General features: G+C 70.6%; 19 protein-coding genes. 6 read left to right on the top strand and 13 right to left on the bottom strand.

The genetic code is table 11. From position 1 onward, the window contains the following. Positions 1-2: 2 nt before the first annotated feature. From F1C12_RS12440 to F1C12_RS12415, 6 genes are read right to left on the bottom strand one after another with little or no spacing between them, the layout of a single operon-like run. Positions 3-869 (bottom strand): class II fructose-bisphosphate aldolase, encoded by an 867-nt coding sequence (locus F1C12_RS12440; RefSeq protein ID WP_185275310.1) that lies wholly within the window; start codon positions 867-869, stop codon positions 3-5. Further along, positions 866-1,798, bottom strand: a complete 933-nt coding sequence (locus F1C12_RS12435; protein ID WP_185275309.1) for a 1-phosphofructokinase family hexose kinase — start codon at positions 1,796-1,798, stop codon at positions 866-868. The genes F1C12_RS12440 and F1C12_RS12435 overlap by 4 nt, the downstream gene beginning before the upstream one ends. Further along, positions 1,795-2,787 carry an ROK family protein gene (locus F1C12_RS12430; RefSeq protein ID WP_258045879.1) on the bottom strand — a complete coding sequence of 331 codons (993 nt, stop codon included), beginning with the start codon at positions 2,785-2,787 and terminating at the stop codon, positions 1,795-1,797. The genes F1C12_RS12435 and F1C12_RS12430 overlap by 4 nt, the downstream gene beginning before the upstream one ends. A 4-nt stretch (positions 2,788-2,791) precedes the next feature. Continuing rightward, complete coding sequence (locus tag F1C12_RS12425) at positions 2,792-3,700, bottom strand: SIS domain-containing protein (protein ID WP_258045878.1); 909 nt, start codon at positions 3,698-3,700, stop codon at positions 2,792-2,794. Between the two features lie 50 nt (positions 3,701-3,750). Beyond that, positions 3,751-5,424, bottom strand: a complete 1,674-nt coding sequence (locus tag F1C12_RS12420) for a family 20 glycosylhydrolase (protein ID WP_185275308.1) — start codon at positions 5,422-5,424, stop codon at positions 3,751-3,753. 10 nt (positions 5,425-5,434) lie between these two features. Beyond that, a complete protein-coding gene (locus tag F1C12_RS12415; RefSeq protein ID WP_185275307.1) occupies positions 5,435-6,814 on the bottom strand; it encodes an MFS transporter in 1,380 nt (459 codons plus the stop codon). Between the two features lie 214 nt (positions 6,815-7,028). Between F1C12_RS12415 and F1C12_RS12410 the strand changes: the two genes are divergently transcribed. Further along, positions 7,029-7,598 carry a TetR/AcrR family transcriptional regulator gene (locus F1C12_RS12410; RefSeq protein WP_185275306.1) on the top strand — a complete coding sequence of 190 codons (570 nt, stop codon included), beginning with the start codon at positions 7,029-7,031 and terminating at the stop codon, positions 7,596-7,598. Here F1C12_RS12410 and F1C12_RS12405 read toward each other — a convergent pair. Together F1C12_RS12405 and F1C12_RS12400 are read right to left on the bottom strand one after the other, a co-directional pair. Next, positions 7,591-7,818 (bottom strand): hypothetical protein, encoded by a 228-nt coding sequence (locus tag F1C12_RS12405; protein ID WP_185278943.1) that lies wholly within the window; start codon positions 7,816-7,818, stop codon positions 7,591-7,593. The genes F1C12_RS12410 and F1C12_RS12405 overlap by 8 nt on opposite strands. 142 nt (positions 7,819-7,960) lie before the next feature. After that, positions 7,961-8,623 (bottom strand): hypothetical protein, encoded by a 663-nt coding sequence (locus F1C12_RS12400; RefSeq protein WP_185275305.1) that lies wholly within the window; start codon positions 8,621-8,623, stop codon positions 7,961-7,963. Positions 8,624-8,728: 105 nt separating this feature from the next. On the opposite strand from F1C12_RS12400, the gene F1C12_RS12395 reads away from it, so the two are divergent. Then, the gene (locus tag F1C12_RS12395; RefSeq protein ID WP_185275304.1) at positions 8,729-10,447 is read left to right on the top strand and encodes a SulP family inorganic anion transporter; all 1,719 of its coding nucleotides are present in this window, start codon (positions 8,729-8,731) and stop codon (positions 10,445-10,447) included. Between the two features lie 6 nt (positions 10,448-10,453). Here F1C12_RS12395 and F1C12_RS12390 read toward each other — a convergent pair whose 3' ends face one another. After that, entirely contained in the window at positions 10,454-11,641 is a 1,188-nt protein-coding gene (locus F1C12_RS12390) for an ROK family protein (protein WP_258045877.1), read from the bottom strand. A gap of 266 nt (positions 11,642-11,907) precedes the next feature. On the opposite strand from F1C12_RS12390, the gene F1C12_RS12385 reads away from it, so the two are divergent. From F1C12_RS12385 to F1C12_RS12375, 3 genes are all read left to right on the top strand, one after another. Next, complete coding sequence (locus F1C12_RS12385) at positions 11,908-12,909, top strand: ABC transporter permease (RefSeq protein ID WP_258045876.1); 1,002 nt, start codon at positions 11,908-11,910, stop codon at positions 12,907-12,909. After that, entirely contained in the window at positions 12,903-13,853 is a 951-nt protein-coding gene (locus F1C12_RS12380; protein WP_185275302.1) for a carbohydrate ABC transporter permease, read from the top strand. Before F1C12_RS12385 ends, F1C12_RS12380 begins: the two co-directional genes overlap by 7 nt. An 86-nt stretch (positions 13,854-13,939) precedes the next feature. Next, a complete protein-coding gene (locus tag F1C12_RS12375; protein WP_258045875.1) occupies positions 13,940-15,622 on the top strand; it encodes an ABC transporter substrate-binding protein in 1,683 nt (560 codons plus the stop codon). A gap of 75 nt (positions 15,623-15,697) precedes the next feature. Here F1C12_RS12375 and F1C12_RS12370 read toward each other — a convergent pair whose 3' ends face one another. The 4 genes from F1C12_RS12370 to F1C12_RS12355 form a co-directional block, all read right to left on the bottom strand. Then, complete coding sequence (locus F1C12_RS12370) at positions 15,698-16,615, bottom strand: acetylxylan esterase (protein WP_185275301.1); 918 nt, start codon at positions 16,613-16,615, stop codon at positions 15,698-15,700. Further along, complete coding sequence (locus F1C12_RS12365) at positions 16,612-16,752, bottom strand: hypothetical protein (protein WP_185275300.1); 141 nt, start codon at positions 16,750-16,752, stop codon at positions 16,612-16,614. Before F1C12_RS12365 ends, F1C12_RS12370 begins: the two co-directional genes overlap by 4 nt. 16 nt (positions 16,753-16,768) lie before the next feature. Beyond that, positions 16,769-19,345 carry a X2-like carbohydrate binding domain-containing protein gene (locus F1C12_RS12360; protein ID WP_185275299.1) on the bottom strand — a complete coding sequence of 859 codons (2,577 nt, stop codon included), beginning with the start codon at positions 19,343-19,345 and terminating at the stop codon, positions 16,769-16,771. A 91-nt stretch (positions 19,346-19,436) separates the two neighbouring features. Then, a complete protein-coding gene (locus F1C12_RS12355; RefSeq protein WP_185275298.1) occupies positions 19,437-21,650 on the bottom strand; it encodes an alpha-galactosidase in 2,214 nt (737 codons plus the stop codon). A gap of 147 nt (positions 21,651-21,797) precedes the next feature. On the opposite strand from F1C12_RS12355, the gene F1C12_RS12350 reads away from it, so the two are divergent. After that, a complete protein-coding gene (locus F1C12_RS12350) occupies positions 21,798-24,206 on the top strand; it encodes a glycosyl hydrolase family 95 catalytic domain-containing protein (protein ID WP_185275297.1) in 2,409 nt (802 codons plus the stop codon). Positions 24,207-24,209 lie beyond the last annotated feature (3 nt).

The following is a 24,209-nucleotide window of genomic DNA, read 5'->3' as shown; positions in this document are numbered from 1 at the left end:
CATCAGCGCATCAGCATCGGCGACGTTTGCGTCTGCGCCGCGCCGATCAGGTCGAGCAGGCGCGCGGCCTCCGGGACGAGCGCGTCGCGGCCTTCTCCGACGTAGCGTCGCGAGTCGACGACCTCGGGGTGGGCGCCCATCCAGCTGTGCACGGCGCGGGTGAAGACGCCGTTGAGGTGGGTGGAGATGTTGATCTTCGTCATGCCCGCGCGGATGCCGGCGCGGAGTTCGGTGTCGGGGACTCCGGACGAGCCGTGGAGGACGAGGGGCACGTCGAGTGCGTCGCGCAACAGGGTGATCAGGTCGAGGTCGAGGCGTGCGGTGCGGTCGGTCATCGCGTGCGATGAGCCGACGGCGACCGCGAGCGCGTCCACACCGGTCGCGCGTACGAACTCGATGGCCTCTTCCGGGTCCGTGCGCACGCCGGGGGCGTGAGCGCCGTCCTTTCCGCCGACCCTTCCGAGCTCGCCTTCGACGAAGACTCCCGCCGCGTGAGCCTGTGCGGCCACCCGAGCGGTCAGCTCAACGTTCTCGTCGTACGGCAGCGCCCCGCCGTCGAACATGACCGAGCCGAAGCCGAGGTCGATCGCCTCCGCGACGATGTCCTCGCGCTCGGCGTGGTCGAGGTGCACGGCGACGGGTGTGCCGGCCGACCGCGCGAGGGCGAGGGCGGCGAGCCCGATCGGCTCCAACCCGCCGTGGTAGTCGGCGCAGTTCTGCGAGATCTGGAGGATGATCGGCCGGCCGGAGGACTCGGAGGCGGCGACCAGCGCTTCGGCGGTCTCCAGGTGGACGACGTTGAACGCGGCGATGCCCGTTCCGATCCGGGCGGCGTTGTGGACGAGGTCGGCGGTGCTGGCGAGGGTCATGCGGAATCCTGACGGTCGGCGGCCTCCACGACGACGCGTCGCCGGAGGTCGGGGTGAAGGGGGGAGATCTCGCCCGCGGCCGGCATGAGCACGGCGGCAGCAGACCACGCGACGGCGGTGCGGAGGATGCTCTGCGGGTCGCGGTTGGCGCGGTGCAGGTGCGCTGCGACCGCGGCCACGGCGGCGTCGCCGGCACCGGTAGGGTTGCCGGCGAGACGCTCCGGCAGCCGTGCGTGCCAGGCGGCGTCCGGGGTGACCGCGAGCATCCCCTCGGAGCCGAGAGATGCCAGGACCAGCCGTGCACCGCGCCGCAGCAACGACCGGGATGCGGCGATCGGGTCCTCGATCCCGGTGGCCTCGGCCAGCTCCTGCCGGTTGGGCTTGAGAACGTCGGCGCCGGCGTCGGCTGCTCGCAGCAGCCCCGGGCCGGAGACGTCGACCACACTCGGGATGCCGTACTCGCGCGCCAAACACACGAGCGCGGAGACGAAGGTGGAGGGCGCTCCCGCGGGAATGCTGCCGGAGACGACGAGCACGGTGACGCGGTGCAGCTCATCGCGGACCGTCCGGAGCAGAGCGTCCCACTCGGCAGCTGTCGGGTTGACGCCGCGCTCGTTGACGATCGTGGCGTCGCCGGTGGCCGCGTCGACGAACGCCGCGGTCCGGCGCGTGGCGCCCGCCACCGGGACGAGGAGGTGCGGGAGTCCGCTCGCGACCAGTTCGGCGGCGAACTCCGCGCCGACCGGGCCGCCCGCGGTCGTGACCGCGACGACGTCTAGGCCCTGCTGGGCGGCGACCCGCGCGACGTTGAGGCCTTTGCCGCCCGCGCGGGCGAGGGCGGCATCCGCGCGGTGCGTGGTGTGCGGTCGGAGCCGGTCGATGTGCCAGGTCAGGTCGAGGGCGGGGTTCGGTGTGACGGTGAGGATCATCCGTGGCTCCAGGGCGGTGCGGCGTGGGCACGCGCGTGAGCCGGGAGGCTGTCGCGGGCGATGAGCCCGGCGCCGAGCAGCCCGGCGTTGCCCTGCAGCTGGGCGGGCACGATCGCGGGCCGGTGGTGGAAGCTCAGCCGGGCGTCCACGCGGCTGCGCAGCGGGCCGAACAGATCGGCTCCCGCGCGCGAGAGCCCACCGCCGATCACGATCGCCCGCGGCGCGAGGAACGCTGTGAGCTGGGTCAGCGAGAGCGCGAGAGCGTCCAGCGCGGTCTCCCAGACCTGCACCGCGTGCGGGTCGCCGAGCCGCACCCGGTCCAGCACGTCGCTCGCGCCGAGGACCCCGGCGTCGCCGCTGAGCTGGGCGTAGCTGCGCACGATCGCGCCGGCGGAGGCGACGGCCTCCAGGCAACCCGATGCTCCGCAGGAGCAGGCCGGTCCGTCCGCGACCGGCGAGTGGCCGATCTCCCCGGCGAAGCCGCCTGCGCGGTGCACGCGGCCGCCGAGGACGAGAGAGCCGGAGATGCCGGTGCCGATCACGAGCACGACGACATCGTCGTAACCCCGCGCGGCGCCCAGGCGGTGCTCGGCCAGGCCCGCTGCATGGACATCGTGGTCGAAGCCGACGGGGATGCCGAGCGTCGAGCCCATCAGTTTCTTGATGGGTGCGTTGCGCCAGCCGAGGTTGGCCGAGGTGACGGCGATCCCGCGGTCGGCGTCGACGATGCCGGGGACCAGCACGCCGGCGGCGACAGGGATGACCGCGGGCGCTGCCGCGCGCAGTTCGGCGCTCAGGCTCGCGAGGCGCTGGGCCAGCGCCATCGGGGTGTCGGCGCCCGCTCTCGGAGTCGCGGTGCGTCGCAGGCCGTGCGCGACGCCGTCACCGTCGAAGATCGCGGCCTTGATGTCCGTCCCACCGACATCGAACGCCAGGACGGCCGCGCCGCCGCCGATGCCGGGCACGGAGGGCGTGCTCGCGGAGGTCACGGGATCACCCGGCCAGGATGACCGAGCGGGCCAGGTTGCGCGGCTGGTCCGGGTTCAGGCCCTTCGCGCGGGCGCGGGCGAGCGCGACGCGCTGCGCGCGGACCAGCTCGGCCATCGGGTCGAGCTGCCCCGCCTCGAAGCGCGCGCCTGTGACGGCGACGTCGTCGGCCAGGCCCGCGGGGGCGGCGCCGAACTGCCAGGTCACCCGTCCGGGCGCTGCGATCGAGATCGGGCCGTGCCGGTACTCCATCGACGGGTAGGACTCGGTCCAGGACTGGGAGGCCTCCCGCATCTTCAGGGCGGCTTCGTGGGCGAGGCCCACGCTCCAGCCGCGGCCGAGGAAGGTGTACTGCTCGGCGGCGACCAGTTCGGGGTCGAGCTCCTCGGCGACCGCCCGCTGGGCGTCGGCGATGGCGGGCGCCAGGTCTTCGCCGAGGGAGGCGCGGAACAGCGCCAGCGCCGTGGTCGCGAAGCGGGTCTGGACGACGGACTCCTCGTCTGCGAACGGCAGCGTGATCGCCTCATCGACGAGGTCGACCAGAGGGGAGCCGGGGTCGCCGATCACGCCGATCGTCCGGACGCGCCCGCGGAGCCGGTCCGCGAGCTCGAGCACCTCGGTGGTCGTGCCGGAGCGGGTGAGGGCGACGACAGCGTCGTAGCCACGGTCGACGAACGACTCCGAGGCGGCGAACGCGTCGGTCTCGCCGAAGCCGCGCGACTCGCGCAGCCAGGCGTACGACTGGGCCATGAACCAGGAGGTGCCGCAGCCGATCACGGCGATGCGCTCGCCGCGGGCGGGAAGACTGCGCTGGGCATCGGTCATGGTGGCGGCGCGGGCCCAGCAGACGGGCTGCGAGGCGAGTTCGATGGCCATCCGCTCGACGGCGACGGAGGCGCTGAAGGTCTCAGACATGGTGGTTCCTTTGGTGCGTGGTTCGGGTTCGATGGAGAGGAGGGGCGGGCTCAGTCGGCCCAGTCGATGGACCCGGGGCGGTACCAGGTCCAGCCGCGGCGGTCCCAGACGCGCGGCCCGTGGGCCAGACGGCCTGCGTACTCGTCCCACTCGGTCGGGGCGGCGGACCAGGCGCGCTCTCCGACGCCCGCGAGGCGGGGGAGGAGCAGGAACTCGAGGTCGTCGCGGCCGGTGACGGTCTCGCCCCAGACGGCGGCCTCCACTCCGGCGAGGGCCTCGAGCGAGTCGATGCCGGGCGTCACCTCGAGGGGGTCCCACTCGACGCCGTCGCGGAGGCTCGCCGGCGGGACCATCGGGAGGCCGACGCGAGAGCGCAGGGCCTCCTGCGCATCGTCGCCGGTTGGTTCGGGATGCGGGCGGTCGAGGTAGAGGTGCCTCCCGACCGACACGAGCACGCGGGCGCCCTTGGCGGTCGCGGCCGGGATGTCGTCGAACGACTTCCGCATCGTCTCGGTCAGCAGCGGGAGGACCTCGGCGGGGATCATCGAGGAGAACGCCTCAGACTCCATCATCGCGGCCATCTCGCGGGGCTCGACCCAGTACTGGACGACCTCGTCGGGGCCGACATCCGCCCGGGCCACTTCCTGCCAACCGATCGCGCGGCGGCCGAGCTCCCGCACAGTCGCGACGGCGAAGTCCACGAAGGCCGCGTGGTCGGCGTCCGGCATCCCGAACGCCTCGTCCCCGCCGATGTGGAGGTAGGCGCTGGCCGGGAACTGTTCCGCGGCGGCGGCGAGGGCATCCTGCACGAACCGCCGGGTGGGGCCGCGGTCGAGGTCGAGCGTGCCGATCGCGACACCGAGGGAAGCCGCGGCCTCCGCTTCGGGTGCTGACGCAGGCGCCAGCTCGGGGTACGACCGGAACGCCGCCTGGGTGTGACCGGGGAGGTCGACTTCCGGCACCAGCGTCACGAACCGGTCGGCGGCGTACCGTCCGAGTGCGGCGAGGTCGGCGGGGCTGTAGTGGCCGCCGGGGCGACCACCGAGCGCTCCGGCGCCCCCGACCTCCGCCAGCAGCGGCCAGCCCGGCACCTCGAACCGCCAGCCGGCGTCCTCGGTGAGGTGCAGGTGCAGCACGTTGAGCTTGTAGAGCGAGCACATGTCGATGACCCGCTCGATCGTCTCGATGTCGTGGAAGGTGCGCCCCACGTCGAGCGACAGGCCGCGCCAGGCGAACAGCGGGCCGTCGACGACGCGACCGGCCGGGAGGTCGGCTGCTCCGTCGGCTGACAGCGCCACGAGCTGCTGCCGCAAGGTGGTCAGGGCGCGGTGCGCGCCCTCCGTGGTGCGCGCCCAGACGCGCACCCTGCCGTCGGCGGTCTCGATGCCGTAGCGCTCGTCCGCGTCGGCGGGGTCGGCGCCGTCGGCGCGGAGGCCTGCGGCGGGTGCGACGTCGTCGAGATCGTGGTCGGCGAATCCGACGACGATCGTGGCGGCGGCGTCGACATGCGGGCCGGCCTCCGTCTCGAGGCGCAGCCCGATCCGCGCGTCCGTCGCGAGGTCGTCGGCGAACCGCAGGAGCACCGTCGCGAGCTCGGCCGGTCCGGCGATCAGGTCGCCGGAGGCGACGCGGATGGTGCCGTCGCCGGCGACCGCCGAGGCGACGGCCGGGATCACAGCTGCGACGGCCGGGACGACGGTGGGGAGGGTGGTCGTGGAGCTCATCTGCATTCCCTTACTGCTCGATCACGGACTCGCGGTTGCGGTTGGCCTCGACCATCACCTGCAGCTTCTTCTCCGTGAGGTCGTAGAAGCAGAGCAGGATGACGACCGCCAGCACGCAGCCGATCGCCGCGCCCAGGTTGTAGGTCGCCCACATGGCGTCGAGCGCGCCCGTGCTCTGGTGGACCGCCGCGCCGGTGGTGGACACGTAGCCGGCGAGGCCGATGATCCACAGGGCGAGCCCGCCGCCGATGGCCTGCGAGGCCTTCGTCATCATCGTCTGCGCGGCGAAGGTGACCGCCTCGAACCGGCGGCCCTGACGGTAAGTGTCGTACTCCACCGAGTCGGAGAACATCAGCGGCACGATGAACAGCTGCGGCGCCGTGACCACTCCGCGGAGCACCGAGAGGATCGCCAGGAGCGTGAAGTCGTGGCGGGCGAAGAAGAACATCGCGAGCGCCAGCACCGCGCTGACGATGTAGGAGAACGCCAGGATCGGGATCTTGCCGAAGCGGCGGATCAGCCGCGCGCCGAACGGGGCGATGAACACGATCGGAAGGGCGGACGCCATCAGCAGGACGGTCGCGGCGCCCGGGTTGCCGTAGATGTCGGAGGCGATGAACGGCGACAGGGTGAGCGCGAAGTTCGTCCCGTTGACGATCAGGCCGATCACGACGGCGAGCACCAGGTACTTGTTGCTGCCGGCGGACTTCCAGATCTGACGGATGGTCGGACGTTCGGTGCGCGGCAGCTGCACGCGCTCCTTGGCGACCCGGATCGGCAGCATCGCCAGCAGGGCGAGCCCGGAGATGATGGCCGAGGTGATGAACCAGTTGCCGTGCGTGACGGTCTGCAGCTGCGGGATGATCGCGATGCCGACCAGGATGCCGAGCAGGCCGGTGACGTGGTTGTTGGTCAGGATCAGGTTGCGCTCGGACGGCTCCGGTGTCATCACCGTCGAGAGGGCGTAGCCCGGTCCGTCGGAGGCCGCGAAGATCGTTCCCCAGATCAGGTAGGTCACGAAGCCGTAGGCGATCCGCACGCCGAGGTCGGCGTGGCCGAGCTGGTCCTGGAAGCCGAAGCACAGCACCGTCATGACGGGCACGGTGATCGCGGCCAGTTTGACCCACGGCTTGAACTTGCCGCCGCGCAGCCTGGTGCGCTCGATGACCGTGGCGAGGATCGGGTCGACCGCGGCGTCCCAGAGTCGGGCGACGAGGAAGATCGTGCCGACCACGACGGCGGGGATGCCGAGGGAGGTCGTGTAGAAGACGGCGAGGAACGTCGACACCAGGATGAACGTCAGGTTCTGGCCGAACCAGAACGAGTTGTACGAGGTGCGCTCCAGGCGAGTGGTCAGGTACGCGGGTCGGTTCGGCCTGCCCGGCTTCACGGCAGGAGCCTCAGTGGTGGATGCAGGTGCTGCTTCATTGCTTGACACGTGCGCTGCCCTTCGGGTGAGAGCTCGGGACGGCGATGTCCCGTGCGGTGGGTGGTGGCTGTCGAGACGAGATGTCGAACCCCGTTATCTAACAGCTGTAAGATAGCGGGACTATACGCGATACGGTGAGGAGACGCAAAATCCCGATCCGGACGAGGGAGGCACGATGGCACGCAGACTCACACCCGAGGCGCGACGCGCCGAGATCGTCTCCATCGCGCACGGAGTCATCGCCGAGGAGGGCTATCGGGGGCTCAGCCTTCGCGAGATCGCGCGGCGATGCGGGATGAGCGCCCCCGGTCTGATGCACTACTTCCCCGACATGGACTCGCTGCTCACAGCCGTGCTGGAGCATCGCGACGAGGCCGACATCGCGGCGATCGCAGGCGACGCGACCGAAGCGCGTTCGCTGGCCGAGCTGATCGAGGCCGCCGCGGCCTACTACGCCGAGCGACGGGACGACGTGCGCGTCTTCGATGCCCTCCAGGCCGAGGCGCTCGACCCGACCCATCCCGCGCACGAGTGGTTCACCTCACGCAACGCCCGCAACCTCGAGGCGCTCCGGCCGGTGCTCGAGCGCGAGTTCGCCGACCCGGATACCGCACTGCGGCTGTTGAAGTACCTTCTGGACGGGATGCGGGTGAACCGGATGTGGGGGGACGACAATGTCGACTTCTTCACCGACCTCGAGGCCATCCGTATGGCGCTCGTCGGGGGGCTGAAGCCGGCTAGTTGAAGATCGACCATTCGTCCCGGTCGAGCGTCATGTTCTGACCGTGGGTGACGACGTTCCAGTGCTGGTCGTCCCGGCCGGCGTACTCGACCAGCAGCGTCGTGTATTTCCAGTCGCCCGCGACCCGGTCCCAGTGAACGAGTGAGATCAGCTGGCCTATCCGCAGATACGGAACCGGTGAGCTGTCATCGGCATGCGGTTCGTGTTTCACCGCGGTCTTCATCGTCACAATCCGACCTCCCCTGTGGCTGGCGGCACTCGTGCGCCCGCTGCGCCGGAAGTGCTGCGTGAGCACAGTGTGACTCGCGCTCCACTCGTTGGCTAGTGCCAAGGCGCTCGACGCGGCGGCCTGAAGGCGGCGGGACTCAGCCGAGGGTGAACCGAAGTTCGTTCATCTCGCACACGGTGTCGACGGGGTCGTCGGCGACTTCGACGGCGACGCGGTGCTCGCTCGTCCGGCGCCGGTTCTCGGCGATGGCGAGAGCGCGAGCGGCGAGGAGTTCGAGCGTCCGCACGTCCACTGCGTGGGACCGTCCGAACGGCATCTCGACGGCGCCGACCGCGAGCACCTCTCGGGCATGCCGTGGCGCGTCGGCGACGACGGCGAACGTCTTCGTGCTGTCGGCCCCGTAGTGCGCGCGAAGATACTGGTCATTCTGGAGGAGCAGTGCCGTGTGCGCGGGCGAGGCCGGGCCGAGTGTCGCCGTGAGTTCGTCCGAGAGCCGGGTTCCCGCGCCGTCGTCGGTGGCGAACGCTTCGGCGTAGGAGACGAGGGCGGTCCTCCAGACGGTGTCGAGCACCTCGGGCACTTCGATGTCGTGGTGCACGAGCTCGCGGTAGCCGTCGCACAGCCGCAGACAGCGGCGCAGATGGTTCTCCGCCCGAGTCGCCGCGGCGAGATCGTCGGCGATGTGACCTTCCAGCTCGACGATCCGTTGGCCGTCCGGCACGTTGGGTCGTGCGTAGATATCGTCTCCGTCGACGATGAGGTCGAACGCTGCGAAGTATGTCTCTGTGACGCGGTCCATGATCCCGGCCCTCCAGGAGCGATGATCCTCACGGTGCGACCGATTGGCAAGGCACGCCTGTCCGAGGCCTTGTCCGTGGACTCGACAGTGCGGTAATACGAGCGCATGCCTAGGACTCGGGGTGACCGTCCGGGCCTGGTCCCGATCGTCGGCCAGCTCCGCTCCTACCGGCGCGCGTGGCTGCGCGGTGACGTGATCGCGGGCGTCACCGTCGCCGCGCTCATCGTCCCGAAGAATCTGGGGTACGCCGGAATCGCGGGGGTCCCGTTGCAGAACGGCCTCTACGCGGCGGCGGCCGGCGCGATCCTCTACGCGGTCTTCGGCACCAGCAGGCAGATCTCGATGGGTCCGAGCTCCGGCCTCGCGGCGGTGGCGGCCAGCGCCGTGCTCGCGGCGGGAATCGCCGGGGAGCAGGACGTCGCCTCGTTCGTGGCCGGAATCACTCTCGCCTCGGGCATCCTGTTCCTGCTGCTCGCTGTCTTCCGGATGGGCTGGATCGCGCAGTTCCTCTCGCGGGCCGTGGTCACCGGCTTCCTCTTCGGTGCCGCGATCGACGTCGTGATCGGGGAGCTGCCGAAACTCACGGGGACCGAGACCAGTGGCGCCAACCCGATCCAGGAGCTGTGGTCGTGGTTCGGGACGGTGAAGGACGCGCACGGGACGACGGTGCTGGTCGGGATCATCTCGCTCGTGGTCGTCTTCGGGCTCCGCGCGATCGCCCCGCGGGTCCCCGGCGCGCTGGTGCTCGTGGTGGGCGGCCTCCTGGCTTCGGCGTTGTTCGGCCTCGAGGCGAAGGGCGTCGCGGTGGTGGGGGAGGTGCCGCGGGGCCTGCCGCTGCCGCAACTCCCGAGCGGTCAACTGCTGTGGGACCACGCGGGCACGGTCGCCCTGGCGGCTGTGGCGCTGGTGATGATCGGCTTCTCCCAGACCGCGGGCGACGCGCGCACGTTCGCGGCCAAACACGGCTACCGGATCGACATCAACCAGGAGTCGGTCGCCCAGTCGGCCGCGAACATCGGAGCCGGGCTCTTCCAGGGGATGCCCGTCTCCACGAGTCTGTCGGCTAGCTCGCTGAACGACCGCTCCGGCGCCCGGACCGGGCTGGCCTCGCTCACCTCGGGCGTCACGGTGCTGCTCACCTTGCTGATCCTGGCGCCGCTGTTCTCGATCCTCCCCAAGGCGGTCCTCGGAGCGCTGATCATCGAAGCCGTGGTCAGCGGCATGATGGACGTCCCGGAGATGCGGAGGCTCTTCCGGGTCAAGAAGGTCGACTTCTGGATCGCGCTCGTCGCCCTCCTCGCCACGCTGGTCTTCGGTGTGCTCGCCGGCGTGATCATCGGGATCGGGCTTTCCCTGCTGTGGCTGGTCTCCGTGGCCACCCATCCGCAGATACCGTCCCTGGGGCGTGAACGGGGCACCCAGGTGTTCCGGGAGGTCGACAGCAACCCCGGCGATGAGATCCTCCCCGACGTGGCGGTGGTCCGGTTCGACGGCGGCCTGTTCTTCGCCACAGCGGACGCTCTGGAGGACCACCTGCGCGACGTCATCCAGGCCAACCCGAACCTGACCGGGATCGTCCTCGACTGCGGCGGCGTCAACTTCATCGACGCCCAAGGCGCGGCCACCGTGGCCGACGTCGTCACTCTGACCCGGGACGCCGGCGTCGACCTCCGATTCACCCGGCTCAAGCCCGGGCCGCGGGCGGTCCTGGAGAAGGACGGGGTCATCGGACTCATCGGGGCCGACCACATCCACGGCAATATCCACCGAGCCGTGGAGGCGGAACACCGCGCCGCCGACGGGCGACGCGGCGACGACGGGTGATGCCCTCTACTCCCCAACCCCACCCGGCGCCACGCTGATCGCCTCCCGCAGGGCCGCCACCGCGGCCCCGCGCGCCCAGTCGACGAACGTGTGGCGGCGCACGATCAGGCGGCAGTTCGCCGCCGTGCCGAACACGTGGGCGAGGAACTCTTCGCGGAAGCGGCGTTCGTAGAGGTCGTAGTCCATGACGCCCTCGCCGGCGATCACCACCACCTCCGGGCCGAAGAGGTTGACCGTGGTGGCCACCGCTGCGCCGATCGCCGTGCCGGCTCGTTCGAAGGCCTCGACCGCGATGGGGTCGCCCTCGTGGGCGAGGCGGATCGCGTCGGGGAGGGTGAGGGTGGGGTCGTCGTGGCCCTGGCGGACCGCGTCTCGGATCGCGTGGGAGGAGGCGACCGCCTCGACGCAGCCGTGGCGGCCGCAGACGCAGACGGCGTCGGACGGGCCGAGGGGGAGGTGGCCGATCTCGCCGGCGACCCCGTGGGCGCCGACGACGACGTCGTCGTTCACGTAGATGCCGCAGCCGATGCCCGCGCCGATCGTGATGATCGCGAAGGAGTCCGCGTCCGTTCCGACGCCGAACCACTGCTCCGACTTGGCGAGCGCGCGCACGTCGTTCTCGACGATGACCGGGAGTCCCAGCCGCTCCGAGAGCCGGTCGCCGAGGGGGATGTGGGTCCAGCCGAGCAGCGGGGAGTCGCGGACGACGCCGTCCGTGTTGTCGATGTCGCCGGAGACCGAGACGCCCACGCCGGTGAGGAACCGGGCGTCGTCGCCGAGCTGGTCGATGAGCGTCCTCACCGACTTCACGATGGCCGTGATCGTGGCGTCGGGTTCGTGGCTCGTGAGCCGGCGGCGGGTGGAGCCGATCACCTCGTTGCCCAGGCTGACCGAGACGGCGAAGATCTCGTCGGCGTTCACCTTGACCCCGACCGCGATCATCGAGCGCGGGACCACGCTCAGCGGGCGCACAGGCCGGCCGGGGAAGGCGTGCTCCGCATGCTCGCCGACCGTGACGAAGCCGTCGGCGATGAGCGGGCTGACCGTCTTGGTGACCTTCGCCTGCGACAGGCCGGTGAGCCGTCCGATGTCGAGTCTGCTGACCGGGCCGTGCGTGATGATGCGCGTGAAGATGTCGGCGGACGCCGGCGTGCCCAGGACGGGGCGGCGTGCCGTGTGTTCTGACGTGCTCAAGCTCATCGTGCACCTGATCTGTGTGGCGGTCGTTTCGTCGATCTTATTTCCAACGTGTTGTAACTCTCAATGCCAAACATCGCTGTGTTTCAACGATCCGCGAAAGTCCGGGCATCGGACGGTGTCGCGAATCATCGAGATTATTGACAGCGGCAAAGAAATAGGTTTTGCTATAGACCACCCGCTCCCGACCGCTCTTTCCGGCCTGGGGCGCGGAATCAGATCATCTCTTGTTGGGAGTCTTCGATGACGAAGGATGCGGCCTCATGACGAGCGCGCCGCCCGTGGCCCCGGCGCCGCCGGCCGCTCGCGTCCCCGACGCGGCGACGCCGCGGCGGGTGCCGCGCAACCGGCTGACCCTCGCGCAGCGCTGGAAGGTCGCCCTGCGCCGGCACTGGCAGCTCTACCTGCTCACGGTCCTGCCGCTCGCGTACTTCGTGATCTTCAAGTACGTGCCGATCTCCAACGCGATCATCGCGTTCAAGGACTACAGCCCGGTGCTCGGCGTCTGGGGGAGCCCGTGGTCCGGCTTCACCAACTTCGCCACGATGATCCAGAACCCGGTGTTCCCGACGCTCATCCAGAACACGCTGCTGCTGTCCGGCTACGCGATCCTGGCGAGCTTCCCCATCCCGCTCATCCTGGCGCTCGCGCTCAACGAGGTGCGGCACCGGTGGTTCCAGAAGACCGTCCAGATGGTCACCTACGCGCCGTACTTCATCTCGACCGTCGTCGTGGTGTCGATGCTGATCCTCATCATGGCCCCGCGGCTCGGCGTCCTGAGCCAGGTGTTCGGCTTCTTCGGAGTCCAGTCGCCCGACTTCCTGGGCGACCCGGACTACTTCCGGCACATCTACGTCTGGTCGGACGTCTGGCAGACCGCCGGGTACTCCGCCGTGATCTACATGGCGGCCCTGTCCGGCATCGACCCGGCGCTGTACGAGGCGGCGAAGGTGGACGGCGCTTCCCGGCTCCGCAAGATCTGGCACGTCGACATCCCCGGCATCATGCCCACGGCGATGATCGTCCTCATCCTCAGCGTCGGCAACATCATGTCGATCGGGTTCGAGAAGGTCTTCCTCCTGCAGAACCCGCTGAACCTCGGCCAGTCCGAGATCATCGCGACGTACGTCTACAAGCTGGGCATCCTCAACGCGGACTTCGGCACGGCGACCGCCGTCGGCCTCTTCAACTCCGTCATCAACCTCGTGCTTCTGCTCATCGTGAACTGGGTGGCGAAGCGAATCAGTGGGAGTGGACTGTGGTAACCATCGAGAGCTCGCGCGTGCGCCGCCGCACCCGCCCCGCGGCTGTGTCCAAGAAGACCCGCCGCATCCGGGAGTCCGCATCGGACCGCGCGCTCCTGGTCGTCATCTACCTCGGCCTGACGCTCGCGGTGCTGGTCGTCCTCCTTCCGCTGCTGTTCATCCTGGCGAGCTCCTTCTCGTCGCCCCAGGCCGTGACGGCGGGGCGGGTGCTGCTCTGGCCGGTCGACTTCACGCTCAAGGGCTACCAGACCGTGCTGGCCGACCCGCAGGTGCTCCTGGGCTACGCGAACTCGCTGTTCTACATGGTCGCGGGCACCCTCATCAGCACGACGCTGACCGTCTGCATCGCCTGGCCGCTCTCCCGCCGCACGTTCATGGGGCGCAACGTGATCATGGCGCTGCTGCTGTTCACGATGCTGTTCAGCGGCGGCCTGATCCCGACGTACATGGTCGTCCAGAACCTCGGGATGCTCGACACCCGCTGGGCGCTGCTCCTGCCGCAGGCCATCGCGGTCTGGCAGGTCATCATCGCCCGCACCTTCTTCAAGTCGGCGATCCCGGAGGAGCTGGTGGAGGCCGCGTCGCTCGACGGCTCCAGCGACCTGCGGTTCCTGTGGAGCGTCGTGCTCCCGCTGTCGAAGCCGCTCATCGCCGTGATCGCGCTCATGTACGCGATCGGCCAGTGGAACGGCTTCTTCGACGCCCTGCTCTACCTGAAGAGCTCGGACCTGTTCCCGCTGCAACTCGTGCTCCGCAACATCCTCGTGCTGAACGCCACCAACGGCGGCACCAACGATCTGGCCGCCCAGGCGCAGAACCAGGAGCTGGTCAACCTGCTGAAGTACTCGCTCATCGTCATCACGAGCGTCCCGGTCCTGGTCATCTACCCGTTCGTCGCGCGCTACTTCAACAAGGGCGTGCTCATCGGATCCGTCAAGGGCTGACCCGGGCGCACCCGCCCGTCCCTCGATCCCCCCAGACCCACCACTTGCACCACCTACGCACTGCATTTCCAAAGGAGGAAAGACACATGCCACTCATCACCGACAGTCACGCCCGCCGTCGGCGCCGCCTCGTCCGCACGCTCACCGCGGCGGCGAGCGGTCTCGCACTGCTGGCGATCACGGCCTGCACCAGCGCGCCGACGAACGCCGACGACAAGATCGGCGGCACCGCGAACATCTCGGTGTTCGCTCAGCAGGGCACCGGACAGGATCTCGCCACGAACGCGTTCACCAAGCAGCTCGAGAAGAAGTTCAACATCAAGTTCTCGTGGCAGACCACGACGCAGGACTCCTCGGTCGCACCCGAGAAGCGCCAGATCCTGATGGCCAGCGGCGACTACCCGGACATGTTCCTCCTCATCCCGTGGGTGGACCAGTTCAACCCGGTGGATGTCGAGAAGCTCGCCCAGCAGGGCGTCGCGCTGCCGCTGAACGATCTGATCAAGCAGTACGCGCCCGACATCCAGAAGGTCATCGACACCAACCCGGACTACAAGGCGATGGTGACCTCGCCGGACGGGAAGATCTACGGCCTGCCCCAGCTCGCCGAGACGCTGCACATCCAGTACCCGTCGAAGCTCTGGATCAACACGGACTGGCTCAAGAAGCTGAACCTCCAGATGCCGAAGACCACGGCCGACATGACCAAGGTCCTCACGGCGTTCAAGAACGGCGACCCGAACGGCGACGGCAAGGCGGACGAGATCCCGCTCAGCGGCGACTCGCACGACACGCTGATCCCGTTCTTCATGAACGCGTTCATCTACGACCCGCAGAACCCGGACAAGGGCATCCAGTCGACGACCGTGCTCAACAAGGGCAAGGTCGACATCCAGGCGAATAAGGACGGCTGGCGCCAGGGCCTCAAGTACATCAAGTCGCTGTGGGACGCCGGCCTGATCGACAAGGGCGCCTTCACGCAGAACCCGGCCGCGCTGGCGCAGGAGGGCAACAACTCCGGCTCGGTGCTGCTGGGCAGCGCGAGCGCCCTGCACCCGTACATCTTCGTCAGCCCGGGCGCCAAGGACGGCCGTGACAAGCAGTACGACGCGGTGCCGCCGCTCACCGGACCGGACGGCGCCAACTTCGCGACGTACGCCTTCGGCAGCACGCCCGGCGCGACGTTCCTGCTGACCAACAAGGCGTCGAAGAACGACCAGGTGGCCGCGATCAAGATGGTGGACTACCTGTTCACCAACGAGGGTCAGCTCGACGGCAACTTCGGTCCGGAGGGCCAGGGCTGGTCCAAGCCCGCCGCAGGCGACCAGGCGCTCGACCCGGCCGACAAGCCGCTGTTCAAGAACCTCCAGCTCTCGCAGGACGCCGCCAACGCCGTCCAGTGGGGCGCGCTCTCGACCTACAACCAGAACGAGGCCTTCCGCGGCGCCCAGGTCGAGCCGACCGACATCTACGACCCCTCGGGATACGAGCGCCGGCTCTTCCAGGCCACCCAGCTGTACAAGGGCCACGAGGACACGAGCGCGGTCTACCCGACGTGGAAGGTGTGGCCGGACGCGGCGAAGGCGACGCAGGTCGCCACCGAGCAGACGAACATCGACAACTACGTGACGCAGAACGCGCTGGCTTTCATCACGGGCTCCAAGAACCTCGACACCGACTGGAACTCGTACGTCGCGGGCTTCAACGGGCTCGGGCTCAAGGACTACCTGAGCACGCTGCAGACGGCGTACGACAAGAGCAAGAAGTAGCCTGACGAGCTCCGGCCCGGTCCCGACGATGTCGGGGCCGGGCCGGAGTCGTTTAAGAGAGGAGCAGGGGACGGCTCAGCCGATCGCGAACCGCTGCCGCAGGGCCCGCAGCGCGGCCTCCACGTCCCCGCTTCCGCCGGCCTCGTGACCGGCGCCCGGCCACTCGCGGAACAGCACGGGGGCCGCGTACGCGGCGACCGCGGTGCGTGCCGTCTCGGGCGGGCAGATGTCGTCGTCCAGCCCGTCGGAGATCCAGCCGGGAGCGGTCGCGTGCCGCGCCGAGGTGACGCCGTCGACGTAGGCGAGCGTGCGTGCGACCGCGTCCGAGCGTTCGGGATGCTCGGTCAGGTAGCCGCGCAGCTCCGTCCACGGCCCCTGCGCGGCGCGTCGGAGGGCGGTCGGCGCGTCGGTCAGGAACGGGGCCTGCGCGAGCACCGCGACCAGCCCCTGGGCGAGCGCCCCGGCGCCGAGCGCGATCCCGCCGCCCTGGCTGTTCCCGATCATCGCCACGCGCGACGCGTCGACACTGTCGAGCTCGCGCACGGCGTCCACCGCGCGCGCCGCGTCCACGAGGACGTCCCGGTAGTAGTAGCGCCGGGGGTCCTCGATGCCGTCGAGGAGGTGGCCGGTGCTGCCGCCGCCCTGGCCGTGGATGTTCACCACGAGGTGCGCGTAGCCGGCGGCCGACCAGGTCAGGTCGTCGAACGGGGAGAGCCGCCCGGCGCCGTAGCCGTTGGCGTGGACGACCGCGGGAACGGCGCCTTCGCGGTGACGGGGGAGCCGCAGCCAGCCCGTGACGGTGCGTCCCCGGGAGCCGGAGAACGAGAAGTCGTAGACGTCGATCGTCGTCAGCAGGGTCTCCACGCGGACCGCCCGGGGTGCGACGCTGTGCCGGCGAGCGCTGTCGAGGGCGTCCGCCCAGAAGTCGTCGTAGTCGTCGGGCGTCGGCAGGGGTTCGGCGCCGAGCACGGCGGGGTACGGGGCGCCGGTCATCGCGGCATCCCCTCGGTGCGCCCGGCGAGGGCGTCCGCGCCGAGGCGGACGTGGCCCTCGCCGGGCGACACGGGGTCGCTCCGATCGCGGGAGTCGGCGGGCAGGCCGACGGGGACGGATCGGGCGACGTGGGGCATGGGACTCCTCAGATGATCATTTGGCGGTGTATTGGAAGACGTCGTTGCGGAGGATGTCCCCCGACACTTTCTTCACCAGGATGGTGTGCTGCCCGGACCGCAGGCCGCTCACGCTGTACAGCTTCTGTCCGGTGCGGCGGCTGTCCGAGTGCGTGTCGACCGTCTTGGCGAGCTTCCCGTCGATGAAGACCTCGGCTTTGCCCTGGTCGGGCGCGGTCGGTCCGATCCACGAGACGCCGCTGCCGGTGAAGGTCAGGCCGACCGTGTCCCCGTCCGCCGTCGTCGCGTGGATGTCGTCGTGCGCGTCCCCGCGGAACTGGAAGCCGAGCGAGACGGTACCGTCCGCGATGCCCGCGAGGTACGCCGAGGCGATGGTCACGGTCGTCCCCGAGACGGTGTAGTCCGTGCCGCGCTTGAGCGCCGTGCCGTCGCGCACGATGCCGGCGAGCTCGCTGCCGTCGCGCTGCAGGGTCACGGCGACGTCGGCGGGCTTCGCCTTGTCGAACACCGCGGTGTCGGGGTCGAGCAGGCTCGCCAGCGTGACGTCCAGCTTGTCGAGCAGCATGAACTGGCCCGACTTCTTGACCACCCGCAGGGTGTGCGAACCGTTCGGGAGGCCGCTGGCGCTCCACACCACCTGCTGCGCAAGCCGCGACTGCCCGGCGGCCCGGCTCGTGTCCACGGTCTTCTGGAACTGGCCGTCGAGGTACACGTCCACGGCGCCCTGGGACTGGTCGAGCTCGGTCACGTAGTCGATTCCGGTGCCGGTGAACGTGTACTGGAACGACGAGCCGTCGCCCTCGGTGTAGTGCACGTCGTCCTGGTAGTCGCCGAGACCGCGGCCTCCGCTCTGCCCCCAGCTGCCGGTGTATGTGATGCCCGCGTCGCTGTCGTTGACCGCGACGATCCGGCCGGACGCGGGAGGCGTCGGCACGGTGCCCGTCGACGAGTCGCCGACCGCGACCTGGAGCGGCTGGGTGGTCGCAGCGACCTCGTTGCCGCCGTTGCGCGTCCAGGTGCCCGCGTAGGTCACCCGCTGGGCGTCGTCGTTCAGCGCGACCGTCGTGCCGCTCTGCGGGGTCACCCGGAGCAGGCGGACGCCGTGGATCGGGACGAGCTTGCCGGTGTAGCCCGCGTCGAACGTGCCGAGGTTCTTGCCGGCCCACAGGTCGCGGACCTTCGCCGGGCCGCTGAGGCCGATGTCCGACCAGTTCGCGGTGATGTCGGAGTCGGTCGGGCCGAGGTTGAACAGGGCGACGGTGTAGCTGCCGTCCTTGTTCGGGGCGTACCAGACCTGCTTGTTGGTGGAGGTCGACACCGGCTGGGCAGGCGTTCCGGCCTGGTCGACCGCCACGACCTCCTTGTTGGTGAGCAGGTCGACGCCGAACTGGTCGAGCTTGGTCAGGTCGTTGCCGACGTACATCGGAGCCGCCGAGATCGCCCACAGCGTGGTAGCGGTGCGGCGCTCGTCCTGGGTGAGGCCGTCCATCGTGCCGTTGCCGACGTCGAGCGAGTCGAAGTCGTTCCAGCCGCCCGGGCCGGCGTAGCGCCACCAGTCGGCGGCACGCGGGAACAGGCGCGCGATGTTGCTCCACTGGGTGAGCTGCACGCCCGGCGCGTACGCCTCGACGTCCCACTCCACGCGCCAGCCGTTCGCGTACTGCTTCCAGGTGTCGGCGTAGTTGATGTCGACCGCCCAGGACAGCTCGAACCAGATCCCCTTGGCCTTCAGCGCCTTCGACCAGGCGGCGACGTCGTCACGCGCGTCCAGCGAGAGGTCGCTGATGCCGGAGCCAGGGGTGACGCTGTCGAACTTGACGAAGTTGACGCCCCACGAGGCGAGCTGGTCGACGATGGAGTCGATGTACTTCTGCGCGCACGGGTTCGAGAAGTCCAGGCGGTAGCCGATCTTCCAGTAGTCGGCCTGCTGCAGCGGCTGCTTGACGATGTCGTGCGTGGTGCAGCCCGGCGCGTTCGCGATCGGGTACGCCGCCTGGTAGACCGCGGGCGAGATGCCCGGGATGAAGTAGAGGCCGAACTTCTGGCCGTTCGCGTGGACGTGGTCGATCACCTTCTTCAGCCCCTGCGGGTACAGCGTCGCACTCGGCACGGGCCGGCCGTTGGCGTCGACGCCGTCGTTCCAGCCGGAGTCGACGTTGATGTAGTCGTACCCGGCCCTGCTCAACTTGGCCTTCATGGCGTCGGACTGGGCGATGATCTGGTCCGCGGTGATCCACTTGCCGTTGCCGCTGTAGACCTGCATCGAGTAGCTGCTCCAGCCCAGGTAGGGCTTGACGGCCCAGGGGTCGGGGGTGGGAGCGGGGGCCGGTGTCGGCGTGGGCGTCGCGGTGGAGGTCGGCGTGGGGGTGGAGGTCGCCTTCGGGGTGGAGGTCGCCTTCGCCGACGGTGTCCCGGTCGGGGTCGGGGTCGGGGTCGGGCTCGGCGTCGCCGTGCTCGTCGCCGGTGCGGTGGGCGTCGGGGTGCCCGTCGGCGTCGCCCCGGCGGGAGCCGCCGCAGCCGCCACGAGCCCCAGCGCCGCGATCGTCGCGAGCAGGGCGTTCCGCCCTCGTCGCGAGCGTGTCTGGCCTGTCATACGTTCTTCCTCTCTGAAGCGCTCGAACGCAGCGATGCGCAGGAGCGATATGTGGTGGGCCGTCTGTGACTGGGGCGATCGCGCTTCTGGGTCAGGGCACCCGCACGAGATCGAACAGCATCGCTTGTTGGGGGTTGAGGGTGGGCAGCGGGACGCCGGCGACGGCGAGGACGGAGCCGGGGAGGACGACGCCGCCGGCGCTCGCCGCGGCGGCTACCCAGGCCGGGTCGGCGCTCTGGTGCCGGCTCGCGGGACCGAAGTCGTCGCGGACGCGCACCGCGTAGCGCGCTCCGGCGTCGAGTCCGGGAAGGCGCACCCGGCCGGACTGGCCGGGCGCCGAGGTGCCGAGCCGCGCCCAGGTGAAGATCGCACGGCTCCCGTCGCCGGCGACGACGCCGGTCAGCAGCGTGGTGTCGTCGGCGAGGTCGGCGTTCACGACCTGCCCGGAGTGGATGAGGCCGCGCAACTCGCGGTAGGCGGCGCCCCAGCGCGCGATCTGCTCGAGCTGCTCGTCGTCGGCCTCCTGGAGGTCCCACTCGATCCCGGCGTGCGCGGTCAGCGCGACGATCAGGCGGAACGCCAGGTCCGTGCGCCGGGAGGTCGTGTGCGAGCGCTCGGCGCCGAGGTGCGACCCGATCAGCTCGGGCGGCAGCAGCATCCGGGTCCAGCGCTCGATCTGGAGGCGCTCCACCGGGTCGTTGCAGTCGGACGCCCAGACCCGGTCGGTGCGGTCGAGGATGCCGAGGTCGACGCGGCCTCCGCCGCCGGAGCAGGTCTCGATCTCCAGCCCGGGATGCCGGGCGCGCAGCGTGTCCAGCATCCGGTACAGCGCGACGGTCTGCTCGTGGACCGCGGGCCGGTCGACGCCGGCGTAGCCGCTGACGGCCTCCGACAGGTCGCGGTTGTGGTCCCACTTGAGGTAGTCGACGCCGTACTCGGCGACGATCGCGCTGATCCGCTCGAGCACGTACGCGTAGGCGTCGGGGCGGGTGAGGTCGAGCACGTACTGGTCGCGTGCGGTGGCGCCGAGCGCCTGGCGCGGGCCGAGGACCCAGTCGGGGTGCGCGCGCGCCAGGTCGGAGTCGAGGTTGATCATCTCCGGCTCGAACCAGAGCCCGAACTCCATCCCGTGCGCGCGGACGATGTCGACCAGCGGGCCGAGGCCGTCGGGCCAGACGGAGCGGTCGACGATCCAGTCGCCGAGCCCGGCGTTCGCGCCGCGGCGGCCGTGGAACCAGCCGTCGTCCAGCACCACGCGCTCGACGCCCACCCGGGCGGCGCGCTCCACGAGGGCGGTGAGGCGGTCCAGGTCGTGGTCGAAGTAGACGGCCTCCCACGAGTTGAGCGTGAGCGGGCGCGGCTTGACCGGGTGCGAGGGACGGGCGCGCAGCCGGCGGTGGAGGCGGTCCGCCAGCCCGTCGAGGCCGTCCGCCGACCACAGGAACAGCGCGGTCGGCGCCACGTAGCTGTCACCGTCCTCCAGTGCGATCTCGCCGGGGCGGAGGCCTTCGCCCGCGCCCAGGACGGAGGAGAACGGGCCGGCGCCCTCGGTGAGCCGCTCCACGACGTACTCGGCGTCGCCGCTCCAGGCGAGGTGCGCGGCCCAGGCCTCCCCGCGGCGGAAGCCGAGGTCCTCGGTGCCGGCGACGACCAGGAACGGGGCGTCGTGGCCCGGCTTGCCGCGCCGGGCGCGGCGGACGTGGCTGCCGAAGAACAGCGGGCCGCGCTGGGGCGCGCGCTCCCGGCACCACTTGCCCGTGAAGTCGAGGATGTCAGTCGCGCGCTCCGGCACCGGCAGCAGGACGCGGAGCGCGTCGAGCGTGTACGGCTCGGTCACCTCGTCGGCGGAGAGGGCCGCGTCGCGGGTGACGGTGACGTCGACCGCGAGCACCCCGAACCGGTCGAGTGCGATCGACATGGTCGAGCGCAGCGCGGTGATCTCGTCCGCGAGGTCGAGTTCGATGCGGCCGCCGAGGTCGCCGTCCGGGCCGTCGGTCTCGTAGCGCACGGCCACGGTGTGCGGGCGGGGCGTCGTCGCCGAACCGGCGGCGTGGCCCTCCTGGGCGGGTGTCCCGGCCCAGCCCTCGAACTCGCTGGGCCACAGGCTGAACGACCGTGGGACGTCCGGCGAGTTGTTGAGCACGGCGGGGCCGCCGCTGTCGCGCAGGGCCTCCATCGTGGCGGGATCGAGCGGTCCGAGGTCGGCGCCCCAGTGCAGCACGCGGGGCACTCGTCCGTCCGTGTCGAGGACGAAGGAGGTGCCCGCAGCACGCAGGGCGAGTACGGCGCCGTAGCCGTCGAGCATGGATGGCTCCTCGGAGGATGGGATTGCTTGACAGTGTCAATAAACCATGCCTACTGTGTGATCTGCAACCCCGCCCGGCGATTTCCGGTCCAGCACACGGACGTGAATCGGCCTCCTGCGATCGGTGAACGGACACTCGGGACCCCCATGACGAAGAACACGCTCCAGCTCTCCTGGCCGGCGCCCGCCGCCCACTGGGAGGAGGCCGTCCCGCTCGGCGACGGGCGCCTCGGCGCGATGGTGTTCGGCGGCGCGACCGGCCGCTACCAGGTGAACGACGCCACGATCTGGTCGGGCAGCCCGGACACCGCGGCAGAGGAGCTGCGCCGCGTCCTCGCGGGCGGCGCCGGCCCCTCCCGGCTGGGCGAGGTGCGCGCCGCGCTCGCGAGCGGCGACCTCGCCGAGGCCGAGCGCCTCCTCCTGACCTTCGAGGGCCGGTACTCGCAGGAGTTCCTGCCGCTCGCCGACCTGCTCGTCGGACTCCCCGGAGCCGTCCCGGCCGCAGGGGAGCCCGCGCGCGTGCTCGACCTGGACGAGGCGTACCTGGAGGAGCGGTTGGAGGTCGGCGGCGTCGCCGTCCGCCGCGTCTCGTGGGTCGCCGGGCACACGCTCGTCGTCCGCATCGAGGCGGACGGGCCGCTGCCCGAGGTGCGCGTGAGCCTGACCTCCCCGCTGCGGGAGCTCGGCCGCCGTAACGGAAACGGCGAGCTCGAGCTCGACCTGGCCGTCCCGATCGACGGGGCGCCCTTGCACGAACCCTCCGTCGTCCCCGCCCTGCGCTACGCGGAGCCGGGCGACGGAACATATGACGGCTTCGCATCCACGGCCCTTGGTGTGCGAAGCGACGGCACGGCCGAATCCGACGACTCCGGTCTGACGATCCGTCATGCCAGTCGGTTGTCGATCGCCCTCTCGTCGTCGTCCCGCGCTGAGTCGTGGTGGGCCGGCGCAGACGACGAGTGGCGGAGCGTCTCCCATGAGACGATCCGGAACCGCGCGCGGGAGCGCGTTCTCGGCGCGCTTGGCGAGAACACGTCCCCGTCCGTCGCCGGCGTGCAGCGCCGTGCGGCGGCGCGGTTCGCGATCGGCGGCCGGCGTGCCGGCCGGTGGGATGTGCAGCGGGACGTGCTCGACGGCGCCGATGACGGCCTCCGCGCGACGGTCGCGGCCGAGTACGGCCGCTACCTCCTGGAGTCCTGCTCGACCCCCGGCGGACCCGCGGCCAACCTCCAGGGCATCTGGAACGGCGAGCTGCGGCCCGCCTGGTCCTCCAACTACACGATCAACATCAACACCGAGATGAACTACTGGGCGGCCGGCCCGCTCGGGCTCACGGCGGAGGCGGAGCCGCTGATCTCGCTGGTCGAGCGCATCGCGCTCACCGGCCGGGATGTCGCGCGCGAGCTCTACGGCGCCCGCGGCTGGGTCGCGCACCACAACAGCGACCTGTGGGGCTGGAGCCTCCCGGTCGGCATGGGGCACGGCGCTCCGAGCTGGGCGATCTGGATGATGGGCGGCGTCTGGCTCTGCCACTCGCTCTGGGACCAGTACGAGTTCACCGGTGACGACGCGTTGCTGCGCGAGCGGATCTGGCCGCTGCTGCGCGGTGCGACCGAATTCTGCCTCGACTGGCTGCAGGTCGACGCCGACGGCGTCGCCTACCTCGCGCCGTCCACCTCACCGGAGAACCAGTACCTCGACGCGGACGGCGTGCCCCGGGCGCTCGGGCTGACGTCGACGATGGACCTCGAACTGATCCGCGCGCTGTTCGAGCGCGCCCTGGTCGCGATCGACACGGTCGCGATCGACACCGTCGATGCCGAAGGCGCCGACGCCGCTCTGCGCCGGGAGGTCGTGGCCTCACTCCGGACCATCCCCGACCCCCGTACCGGCTCCGACGGCCGCCTGCTGGAGTGGTCGGCGGAGGTCGCCGAGCACGAGCCTGCCCACCGGCACCTCTCCGCCCTCGTCGGCGTCTACCCGCTGGAGCTCATCACCCCGGAGTCGACTCCCGCGCTAGCGGACGGGGCCCGGCGCTTCCTCGACGCCCGCGGCCCCGGCGCGATGGGCTGGTCCTGGGCGTGGAAGATCGCGCTGCGCGCCCGGCTCGGCGACGGCGAGACCGCGCACGAGCTGCTCCGCGAGGCGCTCGCCCCCTACAGCGGGGACGCCCGCAGGCACGGGCCGGTGGACGGCTCGGAGTGGGGCGGCCTCCTCCCGAACCTGTTCAGTACGCACCCGCCGTTCCAGCTCGACGGCAACCTCGGCTTCCCGGCCGCGATCGCGGAGCTGCTTCTGCAGAGCCACGGCGGTCGCATCCACCTGCTGCCCGCGCTCCCCGCGGCCTGGCCGGAGGGCCGCGTCGACGGCCTCCACGCCCGCGGCGGGATCGTGGTCGACCTGGCCTGGTCGGATGGTGCGCTGCGGGAGGCCGTGCTCCACAACCCCGGCACGACGGAGCGCCGCGTGCCGGTCCGCTCCGCCGGCTCCGACTTCGACGTGCTCGTCCCCGCGGCGGGAACGGCCGTCGTCCCGGTCCCGGAACCCGTATCCTGATCG

The sequence above is a fragment of the Leifsonia shinshuensis genome, from assembly GCF_014217625.1.
Classification (GTDB): Bacteria; Actinomycetota; Actinomycetes; order Actinomycetales; family Microbacteriaceae; genus Leifsonia; species Leifsonia shinshuensis_A.
Note: the sequence above shows the minus strand (reverse complement) of the source record. Positions and strands in the feature narration are given on the sequence as shown.

What these genes read in the sequence shown, in the direction of transcription:
- F1C12_RS12440 (WP_185275310.1), bottom strand. Translation starts at nt 869, where the DNA reads ATGACCCTCGCCAGCACCGCCGACCTCGTCCACAACGCCGCCCGGATC.
- F1C12_RS12435 (WP_185275309.1), bottom strand. Translation starts at nt 1,798, where the DNA reads ATGATCCTCACCGTCACACCGAACCCCGCCCTCGACCTGACCTGGCAC.
- F1C12_RS12425 (WP_258045878.1), bottom strand. Translation starts at nt 3,700, where the DNA reads ATGTCTGAGACCTTCAGCGCCTCCGTCGCCGTCGAGCGGATGGCCATC.
- F1C12_RS12420 (WP_185275308.1), bottom strand. Translation starts at nt 5,424, where the DNA reads ATGAGCTCCACGACCACCCTCCCCACCGTCGTCCCGGCCGTCGCAGCT.
- F1C12_RS12410 (WP_185275306.1), top strand. Translation starts at nt 7,029, where the DNA reads ATGGCACGCAGACTCACACCCGAGGCGCGACGCGCCGAGATCGTCTCC.
- F1C12_RS12405 (WP_185278943.1), bottom strand. Translation starts at nt 7,818, where the DNA reads ATGAAGACCGCGGTGAAACACGAACCGCATGCCGATGACAGCTCACCG.
- F1C12_RS12400 (WP_185275305.1), bottom strand. Translation starts at nt 8,623, where the DNA reads ATGGACCGCGTCACAGAGACATACTTCGCAGCGTTCGACCTCATCGTC.
- F1C12_RS12395 (WP_185275304.1), top strand. Translation starts at nt 8,729, where the DNA reads ATGCCTAGGACTCGGGGTGACCGTCCGGGCCTGGTCCCGATCGTCGGC.
- F1C12_RS12385 (WP_258045876.1), top strand. Translation starts at nt 11,908, where the DNA reads ATGACGAGCGCGCCGCCCGTGGCCCCGGCGCCGCCGGCCGCTCGCGTC.
- F1C12_RS12375 (WP_258045875.1), top strand. Translation starts at nt 13,940, where the DNA reads ATGCCACTCATCACCGACAGTCACGCCCGCCGTCGGCGCCGCCTCGTC.
- F1C12_RS12370 (WP_185275301.1), bottom strand. Translation starts at nt 16,615, where the DNA reads ATGACCGGCGCCCCGTACCCCGCCGTGCTCGGCGCCGAACCCCTGCCG.
- F1C12_RS12365 (WP_185275300.1), bottom strand. Translation starts at nt 16,752, where the DNA reads ATGCCCCACGTCGCCCGATCCGTCCCCGTCGGCCTGCCCGCCGACTCC.
- F1C12_RS12360 (WP_185275299.1), bottom strand. Translation starts at nt 19,345, where the DNA reads ATGACAGGCCAGACACGCTCGCGACGAGGGCGGAACGCCCTGCTCGCG.
- F1C12_RS12355 (WP_185275298.1), bottom strand. Translation starts at nt 21,650, where the DNA reads ATGCTCGACGGCTACGGCGCCGTACTCGCCCTGCGTGCTGCGGGCACC.
- F1C12_RS12350 (WP_185275297.1), top strand. Translation starts at nt 21,798, where the DNA reads ATGACGAAGAACACGCTCCAGCTCTCCTGGCCGGCGCCCGCCGCCCAC.